Source organism: Streptomyces sp. NPDC056580 (assembly GCF_042793175.1).
Lineage (GTDB): Bacteria > Actinomycetota > Actinomycetes > Streptomycetales > Streptomycetaceae > Streptomyces.
The window spans coordinates 101,194-124,380 of the sequence record NZ_JBHTVE010000016.1 but is presented as its reverse complement, the minus strand read 5'-3'; the positions used below and the strand labels follow the sequence as shown (position 1 = coordinate 124,380).

The window sequence follows — 23,187 nt, the reverse complement described above, 5'->3', positions numbered from 1 at the left end:
GACGACCGCCGCGGCGATGGCCGCCCCGCCCCTCAGACGCGTCACGGTGCGTCCCCCTTGCTCGCCCTGTCCGCCCTGTCCGCCCTGATGTGTGGGCGGATCGTGTCCGCGTCCACCGTAACGGGCCTTCGGCGCACAGCAGATGGGACTCAAAGGGGCGTGACTGCCGTTGTCGGGGCGATGTTCGCGCGACTCGGCGGGACGTCACCGGCCGCCGCCCGCGAGCACGGCCGTGGGACGGGAGCCCGGCCGCCGCACGGGAGCCCGGCCACCGCATGGGAGACCGGCCGCGGGACGGAAAGCCGGCCGCGGGACCGGGGGCCCGACCGCTCCCGTCCCGCGGTCGGGCGGCTACGACCCCAGGATCGAGGCCAGGAACTCGCCGACCCAGCCCAGCAGTTCGCGGCCGACGAGCGGCTTGCCGCCGACCTTCGCGGTCTTCGGGCGGGGCACCAGGACCTGGTGGGCGGCCGGCTTGATGACCGTGCCCGGGTACAGCCGCTTCAGCCGCAGCTCCTGCGACTCGCGCAGCTCGACCGGCGCGAAGCGGATGTTGTTGCCCTGCAGCACGATCTCGTCGACGCCGCACGCCCGCGCGAGCATCCTCAGTCCGGCCACCAGCAGCAGGTTCTCCACCGGCTCGGGCAGCTTGCCGTAGCGGTCGGTGAGCTCCTCGCGGACCGCCTTGACGTCCTCCTCCGAGTTGGCGGAGGCGATGGCGCGGTACGCCTGCAGGCGCAGCCGCTCGCCGGGGGCGTAGTCGTGCGGGACGTGCGCGTCGACCGGCAGCTCGACCTTGACCTCGAGCGGCGGCTCCTCCTCGATCTCGCCGGTCTCCAGCTGCCGCCGGTAGTCGGCGACGGCCTCGCCGACCATGCGCACGTACAGGTCGAAGCCGACGCCCGCGATGTGCCCGGACTGCTCGCCGCCGAGCAGGTTCCCGGCGCCGCGGATCTCCAGGTCCTTCATGGCGACGTACATGCCCGCGCCCATCTCGGTGTGCTGGGCGATGGTGGCGAGACGCTCGTGCGCGGTCTCCGTCAGCGGCTTCTCCGGCGGGTACAGGAAGTAGGCGTAGCCCCGCTCCCGGCCCCGGCCCACGCGGCCGCGGAGCTGGTGGAGCTGGGACAGGCCGAAGTTGTCGCCGCGCTCCACGATGAGGGTGTTGGCGTTGGAGATGTCGATGCCGGACTCGACGATGGTGGTCGAGACCAGCACGTCGAACTTCTTCTCCCAGAAGTCGACGACGACCTGCTCCAGCGCGGACTCCGACATCTGGCCGTGGGCCGTGGCGATCCGCGCCTCGGGGACGATCTCGCGCAGGCGCGCCGCCGCCCGGTCGATCGACTCGACCCGGTTGTGGATGTAGAAGACCTGGCCCTCGCGCAGCAGTTCACGGCGGACGGCGGCGCCGATCTGCTTCTCCTCGTACGGCCCGACGAAGGTGAGGACGGGGTGCCGCTCCTCGGGCGGGGTGGTGATGGTGGACATCTCCCGGATGCCGGTGACCGCCATCTCCAGGGTGCGCGGGATCGGGGTGGCCGACATGGTCAGGACGTCGACGTTGGCGCGGAGCTTCTTGAGCTGCTCCTTGTGCTCGACGCCGAAGCGCTGCTCCTCGTCGACGATGACCAGTCCGAGGTCCTTGAACCTGGTCTCGGAGGAGAACAGGCGGTGGGTGCCGATGACGACGTCCACCGAGCCCTCCTTCAGCCCCTCCAGCACGGCCTTGGCCTCGGTGTCGGTCTGGAAGCGGGAGAGTGCCTTCACGCTCACCGGGAACTGCGCGTACCGCTCGGAGAAGGTGCCGAAGTGCTGCTGCACCAGCAGGGTGGTGGGCACCAGCACGGCGACCTGCTTGCCGTCCTGCACGGCCTTGAAGGCGGCGCGCACCGCGATCTCGGTCTTGCCGTAGCCGACGTCGCCGCAGATCAGGCGGTCCATGGGGATGGACTTCTCCATGTCCTCCTTGACCTCGGCGATGGTGGTGAGCTGGTCGGGGGTCTCGACGTAGGGGAAGGCGTCCTCCAGTTCGCGCTGCCAGGGCGAGTCGGCGCCGAAGGCGTGGCCGGGGGCGGCCATGCGGGCGCTGTAGAGCCTGATCAGGTCGGCGGCGATCTCCTTGACGGCCTTCTTCGCGCGCGCCTTGGTCTTCGTCCAGTCGGCGCCGCCGAGGCGGTGCAGGGTGGGCGCCTCGCCTCCGACGTACTTGGTGATCTGCTCCAGCTGGTCGGTGGGGATGTAGAGGCGGTCGCCGGGCTGGCCGCGCTTGGCGGGGGCGTACTCCACGACCAGGTACTCGCGGGTGGCGCCCTGCACGGTGCGCTGCACCATCTCGATGTAGCGGCCGACGCCGTGCTGCTCGTGGACGATGTAGTCGCCCGACTCCAGGGTGAGCGGGTCGATGGTCTTGCGGCGGCGGGCCGGCATCCGGGCGCCGTCGCGGCCTGATGCCTTCTGGCCGGAGAGGTCGGTCTCGGTGAGGACGGCCAGCTTCAGCGCCGGGTCCACGAAGCCGTAGTCGATGCAGCCGCACGCGACGTGGACCACGGAGGGGCTCAGCTCGCCGAGGTCGACGTCCAGGCGGGCGGCGATGCCCTCGCCGCCGAGCACCTCGACGGTGCGGGCGGCCGGACCGTGGCCCTCGGTGACGAAGACGGTGCGCCAGCCGTCGGCGAGCCAGCCCTTGGTGTCGGCGAGGGCCCGGGCGGTGTCGCCGCGGTAGGTCTCGGTGGCGTGCATGCCGAGCTTGAGGGTGTCCGCGTCGCCCGCCGTGTCGGCGGCGGAGGCGAGCGTCTCGTCGGCCGCGAACGGCGACACCGACCACCACATCATGTCCAGCTCGCGCGCGCGTTCCCGGACGTCGGCGATGGACCACAGGGAGGCCGCGCCGACGTCGATCGGCGCCTGGCCGCCGCCCGCCGTGGCGGCCCAGGAGGCCTGCAGGAACTCCTGGGAGGTGGCGACGAGGTCGGCGGCGCGGGTACGGACCCGCTCCGGGTCGCAGACGACGGCCATGGCGCCGCGGGGGAGCACGTCGAGCAGCAGCTCCATGTCGTCGACCAGGACGGGGGCGAGGGACTCCATGCCCTCGACCGCGATGCCCTCGGCGATCTTGTTCAGCAGTTCGCCCAGTTCCGGGTGCTCCTCGGCGAGGGCACGCGCGCGCGTGCGGACGTCCTCGGTGAGCAGCAGCTCGCGGCAGGGCGGGGCCCACAGACCGTGTTCGGCGACCTCGAGGGAGCGCTGGTCGGCGACCTTGAAGTAGCGGATCTCCTCGACGTCGTCGCCCCAGAACTCCACGCGCAGCGGGTGTTCCTCGGTGGGCGGGAAGACGTCCAGGATGCCGCCGCGCACGGCGAACTCGCCGCGCTTCTCGACCAGTTCCACGCGTGCGTAGGCGGCGGCCGCGAGGGCTTCGACGACCTGGTTCAGGTCGGCGTTCCAGCCGGTTCTCAGGGCCACCGGCTCCAGGTCGCCCAGGCCCTTGACCTGCGGCTGGAGCACGGAGCGCACGGGGGCGACGACGACGGAGACGGGGCCGGTCTCGGGGTCGTCGGCGCTGGGGTGGGCGAGGCGGCGCAGCACGGCGAGGCGGCGGCCGACGGTGTCGCTGCGCGGGCTGAGGCGCTCGTGGGGCAGCGTCTCCCAGGAGGGGTATTCCACCACCGTCTGCGGGGGCAGCAGGGTGCGCAGGGCGGCGGCCAGGTCCTCGGCCTCCCGTCCGGTGGCGGTGACCGCCAGCACCGGACGGCCGGTCTCGCGGGCCAGGGCGGCGACCGCGAAGGGGCGGGCCGCGGGGGGACCGACCAGGTCGACGTGCATGCGGTTGCCGTCCGCCGCCGCCTCGATCGCTTCGGCGAGGGCGGGGTCCTTGACTACGGCGTCGAGCAGACCGTGCAGGCTCATGGGGAGGCTTTCCGTCCGGGTATGGCAACGCGAATGACCCGACACGCGGAGCGGGCCGGGGGTTCCCAGGGTACGTCGCCCGCGTCCCCGTCACCCGGCGGAGTGAACACGGCGGCCCGGTTCGGGGACGCGGCGCGGCACGACGGCGCCCGGCGCCGAGAAGTCCCCCGTGACTTCTCGGCGCCGGGCTCCCCCGTGCCCCGTCTCCCCCGTCCGGGGCGGCTACTCGGTCGCGATCGCGTTCAGGACGTTCATCCGGCCCGCCCGGAAGGCCGGGATCAGGGCGGCGAACAGGCCCACGAAGGCCGAGGCGACGAAGACCGTGACGATCGTCGGCCAGGGGATCTCCAGGACCTTCAGGCCCTCCAGCGCCAGCAGCTTCTGCGCGGTCGCGCCCCAGCCCATGCCCAGGCCGAGGCCGAGCAGGGCGCCGAAGACCGCGATCACCACGGACTCCAGGCGGATCATGCGGCGGAGCTGCCGGCGGGAGAGTCCGATGGCCCGCATCAGGCCGATCTCCCGGGTCCGCTCGACCACCGACAGGGCCAGGGTGTTCACCACGCCGAGGACGGCGACGATGATCGCGAGCGCCAGCAGGCCGTAGATCATGTTGAGGAGCTGGCCGATCTGGTCCTTCAGCGCCTGCTTGTAGTCGGTCTGGTCGCGGACGGTGTACTGCGGGTACTCGTGCAGGGCCGAGCGGAGCGCCTTGTAGGCGGCGTCCTGCTGACCGTCCTTCGCGCTGGCGAAGACGAGCTGGTCCAGCGGCATCCGGTCGGCCGGCACGTACTTGGCGAGCGTGGCGATGGAGGTGTACTTGGCGCCCTGGTCGATCACGTCGTCGCTGCTGGTGATGGCGCGGACCGTCAGGCGGGCGGCGGAGCCGTCCTTGAAGGCGACCTTTATCTTCGAGCCGACGTGGATGCCGTGCGCCTCGGCGAACTTCTCGTGCACCGACATCGAGTCGGGCAGGTAGGCGTCCTTGAGGTCACCGGCGACGGTCTTCTTGCGCAGGTCCGTCGCGTAGGTCGGGTCGGCCGCGGTGATGTCGGTGTCCTTGAGCGTCTTGCCGTCGGGGGTGGTGAAGTCGGCCAGGGTCGGACGGTACTCGGTGACCCGCGCCAGGCCCGGCGTCGACTTGATGGCCCGCACCGCCTGCGGGACGACGGGGGTCCCGTTGTCGTTCTGGACGATGAAGTCGGTGCCGACGGTCTTGTCGAGCTGGTCGGTGGCGGAGGCCACCATGGAGGAGCCGACCACCGACAGGCAGGCAACCAGGGCCAGGCCGATCATCAGCGCGGCACCGGTGGCGCCGGTGCGGCGCGGGTTGCGCAGCGCGTTGCGCTCGGCCATCCGGCCGACCGGGCCGAAGATCCGCAGCAGGACCGCGCCGAGGACGCGGATCAGGCCGCCGGCCAGCAGCGGGCCGATGACGACGAAGCCGATCAGGGTGAGCACCACGCCGAGGCCCAGCCAGCCGGAGCCGCCCTTGGCCTGGTCGGCGTCAGCGGCCGCGTAGAGGCTGGCGGCGCCGGCGCCGGTCAGGACCAGGCCGATGACGGCGCGCACGATCCCGGCCCTGGCGTCGGCCGGGGCGCCCACGTCGCGCAGCGCGGCCATCGGGGAGACCTTGCCGGCGCGCCGGGCGGGCAGGTAGGCGGACAGGACGGTGACGACCACCCCGAGCAGCAGGCCGAGGGCGGGGGTGGTCCAGGCGACGGTCAGGTCGTCGGTGGACAGGTGCATGCCGATCTGGCCCATCAGCTTCATCAGGCCGACCGCGATGCCGACACCCGCGCCGACGCCGAGCACGGACCCGAGCACGCCGAGCAGCAGCGCCTCGACGAGCACCGACCGGTTGACCTGGCCGCGCGAGGAGCCGATGGCGCGCATCAGGCCGATCTCGCGGGTGCGCTGGGCGACCAGCATGGAGAAGGTGTTGATGATCAGGAAGATGCCGACGAGGAAGGCGATCCCGGCGAAGCCGAGCATCGCGTACTTCATGACGTTCAGGAAGCTCTGGACGCTCTTCTGGTTGGCGTCGGCGACCTCCTTGGCGGTCTGCACCTTGTAGCCCCGGCCGAGCGCGGCGGTGACGTCGCGCTTGAGCTGCGCGTCGCTGACGCCCTCGGCGGCGGTGACGTTGACGTTGGTGTACACGCCGGTCCGGCCGATCAGGGTCCGCTGGGCGGTCTTCGTGTCCAGGTAGAAGATGGCCGCGCCGGGGTTGGTGACGGTGAAGGCGGCGATGCCGGACACGCGCGCGTGGTGCGTGCCGACGGCGGTGATGACGCCGATCTCGTCGCCGAGGGCGAGGTGGTGCTTGTCGGCGGTGTCCGCGTCGACCATGACCTGGCCCGGGCCCTTGGGCGCCGCGCCGGAGGTGATCTTCATGGTGCGGGCGTCGTTGCCGTTCCAGCTGCCGACGATGGTCGGGGCGCCGCTGGACGGGGAGAGCTTGTCCAGGTCGCGGTCGACGACGGTGACCGAGGTGGAGAACACCGTCCCCTCGGCCTCGGCGACGCCCCGGGCGCCGCGCACCTCGTCGACCACGGAGGCCGGCATGACCGGCGGCTTGCCGGTGCGGGAGGTCGTCTCGCCGGTGTCGGAGGAGCCCTTGGCGCTGACCTGGACGTCCGAGGAGGTGCTCTGGAACAGCTTGTCGAAGGTGGTGTTCATCGTGTCGGTGAACACCAGCGTCCCGCAGACGAATGCCACCGACAGCAGCACCGCGATCGCCGACAGCGCCATCCGGCCCTTGTGGGCGACGAAGTTGCGCATCGAGGTCTTCAGCACGGTCATGACGTGCGCCCCCGGGCGTCGAAGTCCTTCATGCGGTCCAGGACCTGCTCGGCGGTCGGCTGGTGCATCTCGTCGACGATCCGGCCGTCGGCGAGGTAGAGCACACGGTCGGCGTAGGAGGCGGCGACGGGGTCGTGGGTGACCATGACGATGGTCTGCCCGAGTTCGGTCACCGAGCGGCGCAGGAAGCCCAGCACCTCGGCGCCGGCGCGCGAGTCGAGGTTTCCGGTCGGCTCGTCGCCGAAGATGATCTCGGGTCGGGCGGCGAGCGCGCGGGCCACGGCGACGCGCTGCTGCTGGCCGCCGGAGAGCTGGGTGGGCCGGTGCTTGAGCCGGCCGGCCAGCCCGACGGTCTCCACCACCCGGTCCAGCCACGCCCGGTCGGGCTTGCGGCCGGCGATGTCCATGGGCAGCGTGATGTTCTCCAGCGCGTTCAGCGTCGGCAGGAGGTTGAACGCCTGGAAGATGAACCCGATGCGGTCCCGGCGCAGCTTGGTGAGCTTCTTGTCCTTCAGGCCGGTGATCTCGGTCTCGTCCAGGTGGATCCGACCGCTCGTCACGGTGTCGAGACCGGCGAGGCAGTGCATCAGGGTGGACTTGCCGGACCCGGAGGGGCCCATGATCGCGGTGAACTCGCCGCGGGCGATGTCCACGTCGACGTGGTCCAGGGCGACGACGCGGGTCTCGCCGGACCCGTACGCCTTGACGACCTGCCGGGCCCGCGCGGCAACGGCCGTAGGCCCTCCAGTGCCCCCGTGCCTGGGAATGGTCACAGCCGATGTCACGGTATGTCTCCTATGTCGGTCGACAGGTCGGTGGGTGCCCCGTCGTTGCGGTGCGCCGCTTCCGGGTACGCCGCTGAGTCTGGCGTGCGGCACACGTGCCGCGCGCTGGTGCGGAGCCCCCTGTTGTACGGGGGTAAACCCCACCCCCGTCGGTTCGGTCAGCCGCCCCCCCCCCGGCGGCATAAAGCCAGGTTAAGGACGGGGCGGGCCCCTCCTCGTCCTCCGGGGGGACGAACCCGCCCCGACCCGGAGTACGGAGATACCCCTAGGGGTCGTCCACCGCTGGGTGGAGTCCCTCTCGGGGTCCGCTCCACCCTCCGGCCCGGCAAGGCTCCGCCCTCCCGTGGCGTCAGGATCAAGTCACGGGCCGGCGAGGCGGTCCCGCGCCTGACGGGCGCGGGGCGCGGCGCCGCGAACGCGCTGGTTGACGAGGGGTGACAGCACGGGCGGGACACGGTTCGGTGCAGTAAGCGCATACCGACCGGCCAGTTTGGTGAAAAGCCCACGCGCCGCCGGACCCGCGAGTAGCGTGCGTGACTCCGTTTACCCACCCCCCTACCTCCCTGCGGTCCGCCGCCGCGGACCCGAGCCACGCAAGGAGCCCCGGGATGTCCTACGACTCCCCGCACCCCCCGCCCTACCCCTGGCAGCCGGCGCCGCCCGAGCCGGTGCGCCCGTACCGCACCCCGCCCCGCGCACCCCTCGGCCACCACAGCGACCTGCGCGTGCTGCGCGGCGCCTACCGCTGGCAGCGGCGCACCGCCACCCTCACCGCGCTCGGCTACTTCACGCTGTTCCTGGTGCTGTCCGCGTACGCCCCGCACGTCATGACGCGGGACCTCGCCGACGGCATCCCGGCCGGCCTGCTGCTCGCCCTGCTCCAACTCCCGGTCACCTGGCTGGCGATCGCCCTGTACGAGCACACCGCCCGCCGCCATGTCGACCCGCTCGCCGACCGCATCCGCAAGGAGGCCGAACTGGACGCGCGGCGGGGAGCGCTGCGGTGACCGCCCACGCCCTCCCGCCGGCCGTCTCCGGCTTCAGCGGCTCCGCCCAGGCCATGTCGCTGGTCGCCTTCTCCGCCGTGGCCACCCTCACCCTGCTGCTGTGCGTGATGAGCGGCCCGGACCGCGACGACCTCGACGAGTTCTACACCGGCTACGGCACCCTGTCCCCGCTGCGCAACGGCCTGGCCATCGCCGGGGACTACATCTCCGCCGCCACCGTCCTCGGCACCGGCGGGGTGATCGCGCTGTGCGGCTACGACGGGGTCGTACTCGCCCTCAGCACCGCCCTGTCACTGCTGCTGCTGATGTTCCTGCTGGCCGAACCGCTGCGCAACGCGGGCCGGTTCACCATGGGCGACGCGCTGGCCCGCCGGATGCCGGGCCGGTCCGTGCGGATCGCGGCCTGCGCCGTGACGATCGCCTCGCTGCTGCCGCTGATGCTGGTGCAGCTCGCCGGCACCGGGCAGCTCTTGGCGTTCATCCTGGGCTTCACCAACGAGTCCCTGAAGACCGGCTGCGTCGTGGGTCTCGGCACGCTGATGATCGCCTACGCGGCCATCGGCGGCATGAAGGGCACCGCGCTCATCCAGATCCTGAAGATCGTGATGCTGATCGGCTCCGGCGCCATCGTCGCCCTGCTGATCCTGCACCGCTTCGACTGGGACCCGGGCGCCCTGTTCCAGGCGGCGGCGCGGCAGAGCGGCGCGGGACCGGCCTTCCTGCACTCCGGGCTGCAGTTCGCCGGGCACCCAGGCGCCCGCCTCGACATGATCACCTCGGAGCTGACCATCGTCCTCGGCGGCGCCTGCCTGCCCCACGTCACCATGCGCATGTACACCGCCTCCAGTGCCCGCCAGGTCCGCCGCTCGCTGTCCTGGGCGGTGTCGCTGGTGGCGCTGTTCGTCCTGGTCATCACGGTGGTCGCAGTCGGCGCCACCGCCCTGGTCGGCGGACCGGCGATCGCGGCGGCCGACAGGCAGGGCAACACCGCCTACCTGCTGGGCTCACGGGCCGCGTTCGGCGCGGACGTCTCCACGGCGGAGAGCTTCCTGTTCACCACGGTCACCACGGCGCTCTTCCTGACCCTGCTCGCCTCGGTCGCCGGGATGATCCTCGCCTGCGCCAACTCCCTCGCCCACGACGTGTTCGCCGCCCGGGTGCGGGAGATGCCGGCCCGCCGGGAGATGGCCCTGGCCCGCCTCTCCGCGCTCGCCGTCGGAGCGCCCACGATCCTGCTGGCCACCCTGGTGCAGCACCACAGCCTGCAGCCGCTGGTGACGCTCTCCTTCTGCCTGGGCGCCTCCGCCCTCGCGCCGGCGCTCGTCTACGGCCTCTTCTGGCGCCGCTACACCCGCGCCGGGCTGCTGGGCACCATGCTCGGCGGCTCGCTGACGGTGCTGCTGCTCATGCCGGGCACCAACCTCGTCTCCGGCTCGCCCGTCTCGGCCTTCCCCGACGCCGACTTCAACTGGTTCCCGTTCACCACGACCGGCATCGTCTCCATCCCGGCCGGCTTCTTCTTCGGCTGGCTGGGCACGGTCGTCTCCGGCCGCCGCAAGGCGGAGGAACAGCGGCGCCAGTACGAGGCGGTGGAGGGCTGGATCCTGGCGGGCGCGGTCCGCAGGGGCGACTGAGCCGGCCCGGCGCGGCGCCCCCGCCACCGCGTCAGGGGGTGTCCTCCGGCTCGCGCAGCCCCGGCCCGGACGGCACCCCCTGCTCCAGTTCCACCCTGCCCGTCAGGATGAGGAGGCTGTTGCGCACGGAGTCCATCTGCGTCTGGACCTCGTCCCACATCTCGCTGTGCTCGCGCAGCACCCGCTCCGTCTCCTGGGCGATGCGCTTCGCCTGGGTGTGCGCCTCGTCCACGATCTCGACGGCCCGCACCCGCGCCTGCTCCTCGCAGCGCCGCGCGGCCTCCCCGGCCTCGACGAGCGCCCGCTCCGCCTCCGCGACCCTGCCCTGCGCCCCCGCGATCCGCTCCACCTCCCGGGCCTCCGCCGCGGCCAGCCGCTCGGCCAGCTCGCGCTCCACCGCGGCCAGCCGCTCCGCCTGCTCCCCGGCCTGCGAGGCGGACAGTCCGTCGATGCGCCCGCGCACCTCGCGCAGCGCGGCGAGCGCCTCCCCGCGCCGTTCCTTCACCCCGCGCCGCGCGCCGATCCGCAGCTCGTCGGCCGCCGCCCGCGCGGCGAGGACGATCCGTCGGGCGTGCTCCACGGCCTCCGCACGCGACGCGTCCGCCGCCTCCCGCGCCGCCTGGTGCACGTCCCGGGCGTACGCCTCGGCCTCGGCGATCTCCTCCTGTGCCGCCCGCCGCGCCCCCTCGCGCAGTTCGGCCGCCTCCCGCAGCACGAGCTGGTACAGGTGCGCCGCCCGCTCCCCGAGCGACTCGTACGTCTGCGGCACCAGCTCCGCGACCGCCTCGCGCAGCCGCGCCGCCTCCGCCTCCATGTCCTTGGCGAGCACGGTCAGCCGCGCGGCGCGCTCCCAGGCGGCGTCCCGGTCCAGCGACAGCGCCTCCAGATACGCGTCGACCTGGTCGGGGCGGTAGCCGCGCCCCCGGACGGTCTCGAACCCGTACGGCGTCGTCGATGCGCTGCTCACCCTGGGAGCCCCTCTCCGCCGGACATACACGACATAATGATTTCGCGCATATCCTGCTAGACAGGACGTAAGTATGCATAAACCGACACTCCGCAGACACGTCACGGCCGAGATCGCACGCGTCGCCGCGCGCGAGAAGGACTCATGCCCCCCACGCGTGCGCGTGGAGGGCATGAGAGAAGCGGGACTCAGCGGGCCCGGGCTACAGCAGCCCGTCCCACATCTGCTCCAGCAGCACCGACCACCAGCTCTCCGGCGAACCCAGCGCCGCCGGGTCCAGAGCGGCCAGCTGCGCCTGGAAGTCCACCGTCCAGCGGCCCGCCTGCTCCTGGTTCAGCCCGTGCCGGAGCCGCCACATCCGGCCCAGCAGCGCCAGGCACCGCGCGAACTCCGGCAGCCCGGTGTTCACGAACTGCGGCGGCACCGGCGCCCCGCCCGGCCCGGCCTCCACCGGAACGGCCACGATGTTCGCCGTCCCGTACTGCACACAGAGCGCCTTGCCGAAGTCGGTGCCCATCACCAGGTACGAGCCCGCGTCCGCCGCCGGCTGCACCCCGCGCTCCGCCGCCAGCTCCGCCAGCGTCGGCACCGGACGGCCCGGCTGGGCCTGCGCCCAGAAGAACGGGCCCAGATCCACCGGCAGCCCGGCCACCACAAGCGTGTGCGCCACGATCGGCGGCACGCCCTGCCGCGACACCGCCTGCTGCTCGAACCGGAACACCCCCGGCCCGAACACCGCCGCCAGCTCCTGCGCGATCCCCTCCGGCGGGATCGGCGGCGCCGGCTGCACCGGCGGCAGCGGCGCCCGCACCGGCGCCGGACGCGCCGGACCGTCGGCGACCTGGTGCAGCTCGCCCTGGTGCGCCAGCAACTGGTGCATGCCCTGCTGCCGGCTCGCGTGGTCCGTGCCGTACGGCGCGATGCTCGTGATCCTCGCCTGCGGCCACTGCTCCCGGATCATCCGCGCGCAGTACGCCCCCGGCAGCTCGCACGACTCCAGCTCCGTGTGCAGCTCCAGCACCTGGTCCGGCGGCACGTTCATCGCCCGCAGCTCGTGGAAGATCTGCCACTCCGGATGCGGCGTGCCCGGCGCCGAACGCCGGATCAGCTGCTGCTCCGAACCGTCCTGCGCCCGGTAGCGCAGCACCGCCTGGTACCCCGGACCCACCGTCGGCTGCCCCTGCTGCGGATAGCCGTACGCCGCGGGCCGGCCCGGCATCGGACCACCGGGCGGCGGCGGGGGCGGCATGGCCCCCGGCGGCATCGCGCCCGGCGGCATCGGCTGCGGCGCACCCGGGACGCCCGGCGGCATGCCGGGCGGACCGGCCGCCGGCGGCGGAGGAGGCGGAGGCGCTCCCGGACCGCCCACGGGCGGCGCCGCCAGCACGGTCTCCGCATGGTGCACCGCACCACGCCCACCGCCGGGAGCCCCAGGGGCGCCCGGGGCGGCGGGCGCGCCGGGGACACCCGGGGCGCCCGGAGGCTGAGGAGCACCGGGGGGCGGGGGCATCGGCATGCCGGGGGTCGCCAGCACCGTGGCCGCGTGCGGGGCGTCCCCGGGCGGCGTGCCCCCGGCGGCGCCCGGCGCACCGGGCGGCTGGGGAGCGCCGGGGGCGGCGCCGGGGCCCTCAGGACCGAGCGCCGAGACGAGCTGGGTCGGCACGTACCCGCCGGCGGGCGCACCTGGAGCACCCGGAGCACCCGGCGGCGGAGGCGTGCTCCCCGGCCGTGCGCCCGGCGTACCCGGAGCGCCCGGCGGCGGAGGCGGCGCGCCCAGTCCGGCATGCGGCCTGCGCGGCGGCGGCGCGGCCTTGCTCGTCGCCGCGTCCGCGATGTCCCCCGCGTTCGGCGCGAGCGGCCGCTCCGTGCCGGCCGGCGGCCGCGGCGCGTCCGGCGCCTGCGGACGGCCGTACGGAGGCGGAGCGGGAGTGCCGCCGGGGGGCGGCGGAGGCATGGCGCCCGGAGGCGGCGGGGGCGGGGTGCCGCCCGGCCCGGCCGCGGGCGGGGGCGGCGTACCCGGTGCCGCCGGCGCCTGCGGAGGGCCGTACGGCGGCACGCCGGGCGGCGCGGGCGCGGCGCCCGCGCCGACGGCCGGCGCACCGGGGGCGCCGGGCGCGCGACCCGGCGCACCCGGCGGAACGTTTCCCGCGCCCCGCTGGTCCTGGGCACCCAGCGCCGGCGCTACCGCCGTGGGCGGAAGGTGACTGCCCCCCGACATCAACGCCGTCTTGGCGTCCGCGGCGGCCGCCGGCGGCCGCGGCGCGTGGCCGCCCGGCTCGCTCAGCGGCGGCGCGAACACGGTCGCCGGCAACGGCACCGAACGATCCTCACCGGCATCCGCGTTGGTGTCCGTACCCGCCCACGGAGTGGCCCCCGCGGGCGCCCCCGGCGCTACGGGCGCCTCCGGACCGGCGGGCGCACCCGTCAGCCCCGCGCCCGGCGTGGCACCGGACCCCGGAGCCGGCCACGCGGCACCGCTCCCCTGACCACCCGCCACGCCGGCGCCGGCCGCACCGGCCGGCGCCCCGGGAACCGCGTCCGACGGCACCGCCGCGGCCGGCACCCCCGCCTGCGTCTCCGCGAGCGCCCCGCCGGCCGCACCCGGACCGGCGGCGCCGGCCCCGGAATCCGCGACCGCGGCCACCGCACCGGACGACTCCCCCGACCGGCGATCCGGAATGCCCAGCTTGTCCGCCGCCTCCTGCAACCACTCCGGCGGACTCAGCAGGAACGACGTCTGGTTCAGATCCACCCGGGCCGCGGCCGGCGCCGGCACCGCGTCCCGCACCTCGTCGACCCGCCCGTACTCCTCCTCGTACCGGCGGATCACCTCACCCACCGGCAACGCCGGCCACAACGTCGCCTCACCGCTGTCCCGCGCGATGACCAGGCGCTGCCCGCCCGCGTCCGACCGCGGCCCCTCCGCACGGTCCTCGCCCCACACCACGAAGCCCAGCTCGAACTCCCGCACCCGCACCTCGCGATGCTGGTACGCGGGAACGTCACCGTTGATCCACTCCTCGGCGCGCTCCTGCGCCTGCGCAAAGGTCACCATCGCTCGCAGCTCACTCCCCCACCGGCACGGAAGACACCGGAACGGCACGCGCGAAACCGCCGTCCACCATCAGACTCGCCACCGTCTCCAACTCCGGCGGATTGCCCGCCAGCCGCGACAGGAACACGTCGAAGTCCGCCCCGCACGGCAGCAGCAACCGCTCCACCCGCTCGGCGGGCGACCACGACGGGTCCACGTCCCGCGCGTCGTCGTACGCGCAGAACCACACCGAACCGACCCGCTCACCGCGCACCTTCACCGCGAGCAGACCACCCTGCACGAAACCGACGCCCAGGTAGTCCTTCGTCAGGTGGTCGCGCAGACACTTGTTGACGTACACCAGGTCGTTGACCGCGGCCTCGTCCCGCACCGTGAAGAACGGCTGGTCCAGCAGCAGCCCCAACTCCGCGTCCAGCGCCGCGCCCACCGGCGCACAGCCACCCGCGGCCTTCAGGAACGAGCGGTACGCGCCCGGAAGGCGATACCCCAGGTCCTCCTCCACGCCCTGCACCTGCGACTCCGTCACCGCCACACCCGACTTCGGCAGCCCGAAGTGCGCCGGACGCGTCTCCTGCAACGGCCGCGTACCGCGCTTGCCGTGGTCCACCCGGGCCGTCGCCACCCCGCCGTGATGCCGCAGCAGCGCCTTCACCTCGACCGGCACCAACTCCAGCCGCCGCGAACCCACCACGTGATGCCACGTCCAGCCGTGCGGCGTCGCCACGTCCGGCACCGTGTCCCACAACTCGTGCCCCGTCGCCGCCAGCGCCGCGTTCGCCGACACGTAGTCCGTCAGCCGCAGCTCGTCGACCCCGAAACCCTCCGGCGGCTCGGCGATCTCCGCCGCCGCGCGCGCGTACGCGGAGAAATCCGGGTAACCATGCTCATCGACCCGTACCCCTCTCGGGTGACGCGCCGCCCGAACCGGATCCGGGAAGTGCACGACCTGCCCGGCATAAGCCGCGTTCGGCGGCGCGGCCTGCCCGAGCCGACCTGTCGTCATGGCGGTTGCCCCCTGCGGCGTTCTCTCTGGCCTGAACGGCGGTGTCGATCGCGGATGCCGACAGCCTAAGCGGTACGCGCACACCGGTCACCGGCCCGCCGCCCCACCCCTCCACATCCAGGCCCCGCCAGCGTGACCGGCCGTCACCCCACCGTGACGACACCACCCGACCAGGGCGTGTCGCGCCGCCCCAGCTTCCGCAGCAGCCAGGGCATTTGGCACTCTGTGTCCTTCGGGGCACTCCCGGGGAGGGAAAACGCACATGAACGCGATGCAGACCGGAGGTACCGACGTGCGCGCCGGCGACCCACGCATCGGCTGGAGCGGCACCCACCAGGCCCCCGCCCCCGCCCTCCGGCACCGCCGCGACGGCATCCTGCCCACCATCGCCGCCGCCCTCTCCGTCCGCGGCACCATCCTCACCGGCACCCCCGCCCGCGGCGACCAGCCCCCCGCCCTGCACCCCCTCGTACAGGACTTCCTCGACACCCTCACCAGCGCCCAGCGCGACCGCTTCACCGGCCGCTGCGCCGAGACCATCCTCATCTCACGGCACATCACCGCCGCCGACGCCGCCCGCAGCAAACGCGCCGCCCGCAAGCCCATGACCAACGGCGAAGCCCGCAAAGCCCTCAAACAGGCCAAGCTCACCACCCGCCGCATACGCGAGGACGGCGACCCCCTCCACGGCAGCTTCGCCGCACCCTGCCGCGCCTGCACCGCCCTGAGCGCCCACTTCGGCGTCCGCGTCGTCGACCCCACCGCCGACGACTGAGCCCCCGCACCCCCGCACGACGACGACCCGAAGAACCACCCGCACCACCCGCACAGCACGCACGACGATCGAAGGGCAGATGCACCCCGACCGCACCTCCACCACCCGCTTCCCCGTACCCGTCGACGCCGCCCTGCGCGCCGCCGGCTGGCAACCCGGGCGCTGGGACATAAAGCAGGCGGAGTACTGGGCCGACACCCTGCGCGAGCACACCTCACCCGCCGGACACCAGCACACCGTCTCCCCCGCCGCCGTGGAAGCCTGGGCCGAATTCGGCGGACTGCGCATCGCCCCGACCGGCCCCGGCCGCCAGGTCGCCCCGGCCACCGTGCACCTCGACCCGCTGCACGGCCTGCACCTCGCCCGCACCCTCGGCGACCTCGGCCGCGCCCTCGGCACCGAGGTCAGCCCCCTCGGCGAGGAGACCGCCACCGCCGCGGTCCTCGCCATCGACGCCGAAGGCCGCGTCTACGCCCTCGACCACACCGGCGACTGGTACCTCGGCCCCGACATCGACCACGCCCTGTCGACCCTCGTAGCAGGCACCGAACCCGCCCGCCTCACCACGGCCTGAGCCGTCAACACCCCGGCCTCCGCACGCCCGCCCCGCCACGGCCCCCGCCTCAGACCGCCGGGATCACCGCCGACACCCGGAAACCCCCCACGTCCGTCGGCCCCGACACGAACACCCCGCCCAGCGCCAGCACCCGCTCCCGCATCCCCACCAGGCCGTTGCCGCCCGACGGCAACCCGGCCGCCGACGCCGAACCCGGCTCCGGCGGCGGCCCGTTCTCCACCTGCATCGCGATCTCCCCGCCCCGATGCGCGAGCCGCACGTACGTCTTCGCACCCGCCGCGTGCTTGTGCACGTTCGTCAGCGCCTCCTGCACCACCCGGTACGCCGTCTGCTCCACCTCAGCCGCGTACGAGCGCACCTCCCCCTCCACCGACAGATCGACCACCATCCCCGCCGCGGCCGACTGCCCCACCAGCTCCTCCAGCTCCTCCAGAGACGGCCCCTCCTCCTCGACCGCCCCCGAAGCCGCCCGCGCCGCAGCCAGCCCCACCGCGGCCAACGGCACCGCCGCGGCCCGCCGCCCGGCACTCTCCCCGGCCCGCAGCACCCCGAGCATCTCGCGCAGCTCCGTCAGCGCCTGCCGCCCCATGTCCCCCACCAGCGCCGCGTTCTTCACCGCCTTCTCCGGATCCTTGCGCGCCACCGCCTGCAACGCCGCCGCGTGCACCACCATCAGACTCACCCGGTGCGCGACCACGTCGTGCATCTCCCGGGCGATCCGCGTCCGCTCCTCGTTGCGCGCCCACTCGGCCCGCTCCTCCGCCCGCTCCGCGAGCAACTGCAGCTCCCGCTCCAGCGAGTCCGCCCGCTCCCGCAGGCTCTCCATCAACCGGCGCCGCGCACCCACGTACAGACCCAGCAGCACCGGCGGAGCCGTCAGCCCCAGCGACGTCGTGATCGAGGCGAACGGCACGAACCAGTCACCCAGGGTCAGATCGCCCCGCGCCATGTCCTGCCGCACCCGCACGAACGTCACGATCATCGTGCCCACCAGCGACATCCCCGCCAGCGCCACGATGATCCGCCGCGGCAGCTCGCACGCGGCCAGCGTGTACAGCCCGACGATGCCCATCAGGAAGCCCATCTGGGCCGGCGTGATCGCGATCGCGACCAGCACGACGGCGATCGGCCACTTCCTGCGCACCAGCAGCACCGAACCGGCGACCAGCCCGAACACGATGCCCACCGACACCGGGACGCCCGCGTCCCGGGCGAAGGGAATCCCCTCCGCACCGCACTCCACGGCCGACACCAGCGCGAGACTCCCGTCGAGCACCGCACTGCGCCACCTGGCCCACCACCATGGGCCGGTCAGGGCCCTGGCGTGCTCTTCCCCCGTCGTGGTCATGCCCCCAGCCTACGGGCGGCGGCCGTGCCATTTCCGGTGACTTTCGCCTACCTCCACACACCACACTCCGTAATCGGACGACACCGGAACCCACCGGAATCCCTCGAACAGCTGAACCCCGCCCGTTCGACTCCGGAGCCGATCATTCCGCCCGGACGGTATGCGTATGACGCATTCCCCCGGCAAGAACACCCGGCACGACGACTTCGAGACGTTGCGGAAGCGAGCGGTCGCACTGCGCCGGGAGGGGGTACAGCCTCCGGCAGATCCGGGACGAGCCGAAGGTCTTCAACAACGACATGCTCAACCGGCTGGTGAAGGGCGAACCGCCCCCGGAATGGACGAAACGCCCGAACGCCAAGGACGACCTCCGGGAGAAGGCACGGGAACTGCGCCTCCAGGGGTGGACGTACGACCGGAGCCAGACGGCACTGGGCTGCTCCAGGAGCTCGGTGTCGCTATGGGTGCGCGACCTGCCGAGGCCGGCTCCGCGCTACACGCCGGAGGAGCAACAAGAGCTGATGGGTGCCGGACCGGCACACAAATACGCAGCCGTGGACCGCGAGCGTGAAGCGACGAAGCGGGCCGCGGCCCGCTCGGTCGATGAGCTGTCCGAACGGGATCTGTTCCTGACAGGCGTCGCTCTCTACTGGGCCGAGGGTGCCAAGGACAAGCCGTACGCCCGGCGCGAGAGCGTGCAATTCGTCAACAGCGATCCGGGGGTGATCCGGGTCTATCTCGCCTGGCTGGATCTGCTCGGCGTGGAGCGAGAGCGGCTCCGGTACCGCCTCATGATTCACGCAACAGGTGACGCCGAGGGCGCCAAGCAGTTCTGGGCCGACCTCGCGGGCGTCCAACCCGACACCTTCCAGCGGACGACCATCAAGAAGCACAACCCGAAGACCGTTCGCAAGAACGTGAGCGAGGACTACCGGGGCTGTCTTGTGATCAGTGTTCTGCAGGGGGCAGAGCTGTACCGTCGCATCGACGGCTGGTGGAGAGGCATCGTGATGGGTGTATCCGGGATCACGCCACCACCCTCCTCGGGTATGGTCTGAGACGCTGTCCCCCGTGGTGTAACTGGCAGCACACTGGTTTTTGGTACCAGCAGGACAAGGTTCGAATCCTTGCGGGGGAGCCACAGCACACACGATCCAGGTTCGGGCCCTGACCGGTGACAGCACCGTCAGGGCCCGCGCTCATATCCGCCACAACGCGCCCCGGTATCCTGCGGCTGTCACCCCCACCCATCCAGAGCCGAAGGGCAACTCCGTGAGCGCCATTCGCCCGGCAGCCGTCGTCGTTCTCGCAGCGGGTGAGGGCACCCGTATGAAGTCGGCCACACCGAAGGTCCTGCATCAGATCTGCGGCCGTTCCCTGGTGGGCCATGTGCTGGCCGCCGCCCGTGAGTTGGACCCGTCGAACCTGGTCGTCGTCGTGGGGCACGCCCGTGAGCAGGTCACCGCGCACCTGGCCGAGGTCGACCCCGGCGTCCGCACGGCCGTGCAGGAGCAGCAGAACGGCACCGGGCACGCGGTGCGGATGGGTCTCGAGGAGCTGGGCGGGCCGGTCGACGGGACCGTGGTCGTGGTGTGCGGGGACACTCCGCTGCTGACCACGGACACGCTGCGGCGGCTCGCGGAGACGCACGCCGCTGACGGCAACGCCGTGACGGTCCTCACCGCGGAGGTCCCGGACGCGACCGGTTACGGCCGGATCGTGCGCGACGAGGCGTCGGGCGCCGTGACGGCGATCGTGGAGCACAAGGACGCGTCGCCGGCCCAGCGGTCGATCCGTGAGATCAACAGCGGGGTGTTCGCGTTCGACGGCCGGCTGCTGGCGGACGCGCTGAAGAAGGTGCGCACGAACAACAGCCAGGGCGAGGAGTACCTGACGGACGTGCTCGGGATCCTGCGTGAGGCGGGGCACCGGGTCGGCGCGTCGGTCGCCGGTGACCACCGGGAGATCGCGGGGATCAACAACCGGGTGCAGCTCGCGGAGGCGCGTCGCATCCTGAACGACCGTCTGCTGACGCGGGCGATGCTGGACGGCGTGACGGTCGTGGATCCGGCGTCGACGTGGGTGGACGTGACGGTGACGTTCGAGCGGGACTCGGTGGTGCATCCGAACACGCTGCTGTCGGGCACGACGCTGATCGGCGAGGGCGCCGAGGTGGGTCCGAACAGCCGGCTGAACGACACCCGGGTGGGTGCGGGGGCGCGGGTGGACAACACGGTGTCGGACGGCGCGCGGATCGGCGCGGGCGCGTCGGTGGGTCCGTACGCGTATCTGCGGCCCGGTACGCGTCTGGGCGCGAAGGCCAAGATCGGCACGTACGTGGAGACGAAGAACGCGTCGATCGGCGAGGGGACGAAGGTTCCGCACCTGTCGTACGTCGGTGACGCGACGATCGGTGATTTCTCGAACATCGGTGCGGCGAGCGTGTTCGTGAACTACGACGGCCAGAGCAAGCACCACACGACCGTCGGGTCGCACTGCAAGACGGGGTCGGACAACATGTTTGTGGCTCCTGTCACGGTCGGGGACGGTGCCTACACCGCCGCCGGGTCCGTGATCACCAAGGATGTGCCGCCCGGTTCGCTGGCCGTGGCCCGTGGTCAGCAGCGGAATATCGAGGGTTGGGTGGCCCGTAAGCGTCCGGGGAGCGCGGCCGCGAAGGCGGCCGAGGCGGCGTCCCGGCAGGGCCGTGACGAAGACTGACGGGAAACGGGCGCCTCGAACACGGCGTACCGTGATAAGTGGACAACCGCACCCCTACCAGCTGATTCGGCCTCTCGCGCCCAGCCGAGTGGCGGCTTGAGCAGCCGGCTGGCTTTTAGAGACCTCTGAGGAGACTGTGCTGTGACCGGGATCAAGACGACCGGCGAGAAGAAGATGATGTTCTTCTCCGGCCGCGCCCACCCCGAGCTTGCCGAGGAGGTCGCCCACCAGCTGGGTATCGGGGTTGTCCCGACGAAGGCCTTCGACTTCGCCAACGGCGAGATCTATGTGCGTTACCAGGAGTCGGCGCGTGGTGCCGACTGCTTCCTGATCCAGAGCCACACGGCGCCGATCAACAAGTGGATCATGGAGCAGTTGATCATGATCGACGCGCTGAAGCGCGCGTCGGCCCGGTCCATCACGGTGATCGTGCCGTTCTACGGTTACGCGCGGCAGGACAAGAAGCACCGGGGCCGTGAACCGATCTCGGCGCGTCTGATCGCGGATCTGATGAAGACCGCGGGTGCGGACCGGATCCTGACCGTGGATCTGCACACGGACCAGATCCAGGGCTTCTTCGACGGTCCGGTGGACCACCTGTTCGCGCTGCCGCTGCTGGCGGACTACGTGGGCGGCAAGGTGGACCGGCAGAAGCTGACCGTGGTGTCGCCGGACGCGGGCCGGGTGCGGGTGGCGGACCGGTGGTGCGACCGGCTGGGCGCGCCGCTGGCGATCGTGCACAAGCGGCGGGACAAGGACGTGGCGAACCAGGTCACGGTGCACGAGGTCGTCGGTGATGTGAAGGGCCGTATCTGCGTCCTGGTGGACGACATGATCGACACCGGTGGCACGATCTGCGCGGCGGCGGACGCGCTGTTCGCGCACGGTGCGGAGGACGTCATCGTGACGGCGACGCACGGCGTGCTGTCGGGTCCGGCGGCGGACCGGCTGAAGAACTCGCGGGTGAGCGAGTTCGTGCTCACGAACACGCTGCCGACGCCGGGTGAGCTGGCCGGCGACCTGGACAAGATCAAGGTCCTGTCGATCGCTCCGACGATCGCGAGTGCGGTGCGTGAGGTGTTCGAGGACGGGTCGGTGACCAGCCTCTTCGACGAGCAGTGAGGTTTCTGCTGTCCGCCGCGGCGGGCTAGCTGAAGATCCTTTTGGGTGCGGCCTCCCCTGCCGAGTAGACTGCTGCAGTTGCTCGGCGAGGGAGGCCGTTTCCCGTTTGTTGACGGGGTACGGCGGTCCGTTATCGACGCGCTCTTCGTAGCAGGCCGTTCGTGGCCGGGTGACCACGTCCGTCTCTGTTTTCCGAGGAGTGATCAACATGTCCGAGGTGAAGCTCACCGCCGCGACGCGCAACGAGTTCGGCAAGGGTGCCGCCCGTCGTATCCGTCGTGACAACAAGGTTCCGGGTGTCCTGTACGGCCACGGTTCCGACCCGCTGCACCTGACCCTGCCGGGCCACGAGCTGCTGCTGGCGCTGCGTACGCCGAACGTCCTGATCTCGCTGGACATCGACGGCAAGACCAACGAGCTGGCGATCCCGAAGTCCGTGCAGCGCGATCCGATCAAGGGCTTCCTGGAGCACGTCGATCTGCTGCTGGTCAAGCGCGGCGAGAAGGTCACGGTCGAGATCCCGGTGCAGACCGAGGGCGAGCTGGCCCCGGGCGGCAACCTGCTCGAGCACGTGCTGAACGCGCTGCCGGTCGAGGCCGAGGCCACGCACATCCCCGAGGCCGTCACCGTCTCCGTCGAGGGCCTGGAGGCCGGCGCCTCCATCCACGCCAAGGACATCGCCCTGCCGTCCGGCGTGACCCTGGCCGTCGAGGAGGACGCGGTCGTCCTGCAGGTCCTGGCCGCGCAGGCCGAGGAGGCCGCGGAGGGCGAGGAGACCGAGGGCGCCGAAGAGGTCGCCGAGGCCTGATCCTCGTAGTCGTCGTTTCGTCAGCCGCTGTTCCCCGTGGGGGACGGCGGCTGGCGCGTATCAAGGAGACATGGACGTGAGCACTCCCGCAGGTGCCCCCTGGCTGATCGTGGGGCTCGGCAATCCGGGGCCGGAGTACGCGATGAACCGGCACAACGTCGGGTTCATGGTGGTGGACCTGCTCGCCGGGCGGATCGGGGGGAAGTTCAAGCGGGCGGGCAAGGCACAGGCGCAGGTGCTGGAGGGGCGGATCGGTCCGGTGGGGCCGGCGAACCGCCGGGTGATCCTGGCGAAGCCGATGTCGTACATGAACCTGTCGGGCGGTCCGGTGAACGCGCTGCGGGACTTCTACAAGGTGCCGGCGGCGAACATCGTGGCGGTCCACGACGAGCTGGACATCGACTACGGGGTGCTGCGGCTGAAGCTGGGCGGCGGGGACAACGGGCACAACGGGCTGAAGTCGATGACGAAGGCGATGGGCGCGGACTACCACCGGGTGCGGTTCGGGATCGGCCGGCCGCCGGGGCGGATGCAGGTGGCGGACTTCGTGCTGAAGGACTTCTCGTCGTCGGAGCGCAAGGAGCTGGACTACTTCGTGGACCGGGCGGCCGATGCGGTGGAGTGCCTGGTGACGGAGGGACTGGAGCGGGCGCAGAGCACGTACAACTCCTGAC

The 23,187-nt window shown here is 72.3% G+C and carries 15 protein-coding genes, 1 tRNA gene and 1 pseudogene; 10 read left to right on the top strand and 7 right to left on the bottom strand.

The window, feature by feature from the left end:
• Window positions 1-351: 351 nt before the first annotated feature.
• From mfd to ACFQ9Z_RS31445, 3 genes are all read right to left on the bottom strand, one after another.
• Window positions 352-3,909: a transcription-repair coupling factor gene (mfd, locus tag ACFQ9Z_RS31455; protein ID WP_383026889.1), complete on the bottom strand. Its 3,558-nt coding sequence runs from the start codon at window positions 3,907-3,909 to the stop codon at window positions 352-354.
• A gap of 222 nt (window positions 3,910-4,131) precedes the next feature.
• Complete coding sequence (locus ACFQ9Z_RS31450) at window positions 4,132-6,711, bottom strand: ABC transporter permease (RefSeq protein WP_383026886.1); 2,580 nt, start codon at window positions 6,709-6,711, stop codon at window positions 4,132-4,134.
• Entirely contained in the window at window positions 6,708-7,496 is a 789-nt protein-coding gene (locus tag ACFQ9Z_RS31445; RefSeq protein ID WP_383026882.1) for an ABC transporter ATP-binding protein, read from the bottom strand. Before ACFQ9Z_RS31445 ends, ACFQ9Z_RS31450 begins: the two co-directional genes overlap by 4 nt.
• A gap of 608 nt (window positions 7,497-8,104) precedes the next feature.
• Here ACFQ9Z_RS31445 and ACFQ9Z_RS31440 point away from each other — a divergent pair.
• Window positions 8,105-8,503, top strand: coding sequence for a DUF485 domain-containing protein (locus ACFQ9Z_RS31440; protein ID WP_383026879.1), 399 nt, complete (start codon window positions 8,105-8,107; stop codon window positions 8,501-8,503).
• Window positions 8,504-8,556: 53 nt separating this feature from the next.
• Window positions 8,557-10,137 (top strand): cation acetate symporter, encoded by a 1,581-nt coding sequence (locus ACFQ9Z_RS31435; RefSeq protein ID WP_383027159.1) that lies wholly within the window; start codon window positions 8,557-8,559, stop codon window positions 10,135-10,137.
• A 31-nt stretch (window positions 10,138-10,168) separates the two neighbouring features.
• On the opposite strand, the gene ACFQ9Z_RS31430 is transcribed toward ACFQ9Z_RS31435, so the two are convergent.
• From ACFQ9Z_RS31430 to ACFQ9Z_RS31420, 3 genes are all read right to left on the bottom strand, one after another.
• Window positions 10,169-11,104, bottom strand: a complete 936-nt coding sequence (locus ACFQ9Z_RS31430) for a cellulose-binding protein (RefSeq protein ID WP_383026876.1) — start codon at window positions 11,102-11,104, stop codon at window positions 10,169-10,171.
• Window positions 11,105-11,306: 202 nt separating this feature from the next.
• Window positions 11,307-14,159 (bottom strand): SUKH-4 family immunity protein, encoded by a 2,853-nt coding sequence (locus ACFQ9Z_RS31425; protein WP_383026873.1) that lies wholly within the window; start codon window positions 14,157-14,159, stop codon window positions 11,307-11,309.
• Between the two features lie 10 nt (window positions 14,160-14,169).
• Window positions 14,170-15,162 (bottom strand): SMI1/KNR4 family protein, encoded by a 993-nt coding sequence (locus tag ACFQ9Z_RS31420; protein WP_383026870.1) that lies wholly within the window; start codon window positions 15,160-15,162, stop codon window positions 14,170-14,172.
• Window positions 15,163-15,424: 262 nt separating this feature from the next.
• Between ACFQ9Z_RS31420 and ACFQ9Z_RS31415 the strand changes: the two genes are divergently transcribed.
• Window positions 15,425-15,937, top strand: coding sequence for a YwqJ-related putative deaminase (locus ACFQ9Z_RS31415; RefSeq protein WP_383026865.1), 513 nt, complete (start codon window positions 15,425-15,427; stop codon window positions 15,935-15,937).
• A 79-nt stretch (window positions 15,938-16,016) separates the two neighbouring features.
• The gene (locus ACFQ9Z_RS31410; RefSeq protein WP_383026862.1) at window positions 16,017-16,511 is read left to right on the top strand and encodes an SUKH-3 domain-containing protein; all 495 of its coding nucleotides are present in this window, start codon (window positions 16,017-16,019) and stop codon (window positions 16,509-16,511) included.
• 49 nt (window positions 16,512-16,560) lie between these two features.
• Here ACFQ9Z_RS31410 and ACFQ9Z_RS31405 read toward each other — a convergent pair whose 3' ends face one another.
• Window positions 16,561-17,862 (bottom strand): sensor histidine kinase, encoded by a 1,302-nt coding sequence (locus ACFQ9Z_RS31405; protein ID WP_383026859.1) that lies wholly within the window; start codon window positions 17,860-17,862, stop codon window positions 16,561-16,563.
• A 166-nt stretch (window positions 17,863-18,028) separates the two neighbouring features.
• On the opposite strand from ACFQ9Z_RS31405, the pseudogene ACFQ9Z_RS31400 reads away from it, so the two are divergent.
• The 6 genes and pseudogenes from ACFQ9Z_RS31400 (at window position 18,029) to pth (ending at window position 23,186) form a co-directional block, all read left to right on the top strand.
• Window positions 18,029-18,920: pseudogene (locus ACFQ9Z_RS31400) on the top strand (hypothetical protein).
• Between the two features lie 7 nt (window positions 18,921-18,927).
• Window positions 18,928-19,003: transfer RNA gene (locus ACFQ9Z_RS31395), tRNA-Gln, on the top strand.
• Between the two features lie 131 nt (window positions 19,004-19,134).
• Window positions 19,135-20,583: a bifunctional UDP-N-acetylglucosamine diphosphorylase/glucosamine-1-phosphate N-acetyltransferase GlmU gene (gene glmU / locus ACFQ9Z_RS31390; protein ID WP_383026856.1), complete on the top strand. Its 1,449-nt coding sequence runs from the start codon at window positions 19,135-19,137 to the stop codon at window positions 20,581-20,583.
• A gap of 141 nt (window positions 20,584-20,724) precedes the next feature.
• Window positions 20,725-21,705 (top strand): ribose-phosphate diphosphokinase, encoded by a 981-nt coding sequence (locus ACFQ9Z_RS31385; RefSeq protein ID WP_383026853.1) that lies wholly within the window; start codon window positions 20,725-20,727, stop codon window positions 21,703-21,705.
• A gap of 208 nt (window positions 21,706-21,913) precedes the next feature.
• Window positions 21,914-22,513 (top strand): 50S ribosomal protein L25/general stress protein Ctc, encoded by a 600-nt coding sequence (locus ACFQ9Z_RS31380; protein WP_383026850.1) that lies wholly within the window; start codon window positions 21,914-21,916, stop codon window positions 22,511-22,513.
• A 70-nt stretch (window positions 22,514-22,583) separates the two neighbouring features.
• Window positions 22,584-23,186, top strand: coding sequence for an aminoacyl-tRNA hydrolase (gene pth, locus ACFQ9Z_RS31375; RefSeq protein ID WP_383026847.1), 603 nt, complete (start codon window positions 22,584-22,586; stop codon window positions 23,184-23,186).
• Window position 23,187: the final 1 nt, after the last annotated feature.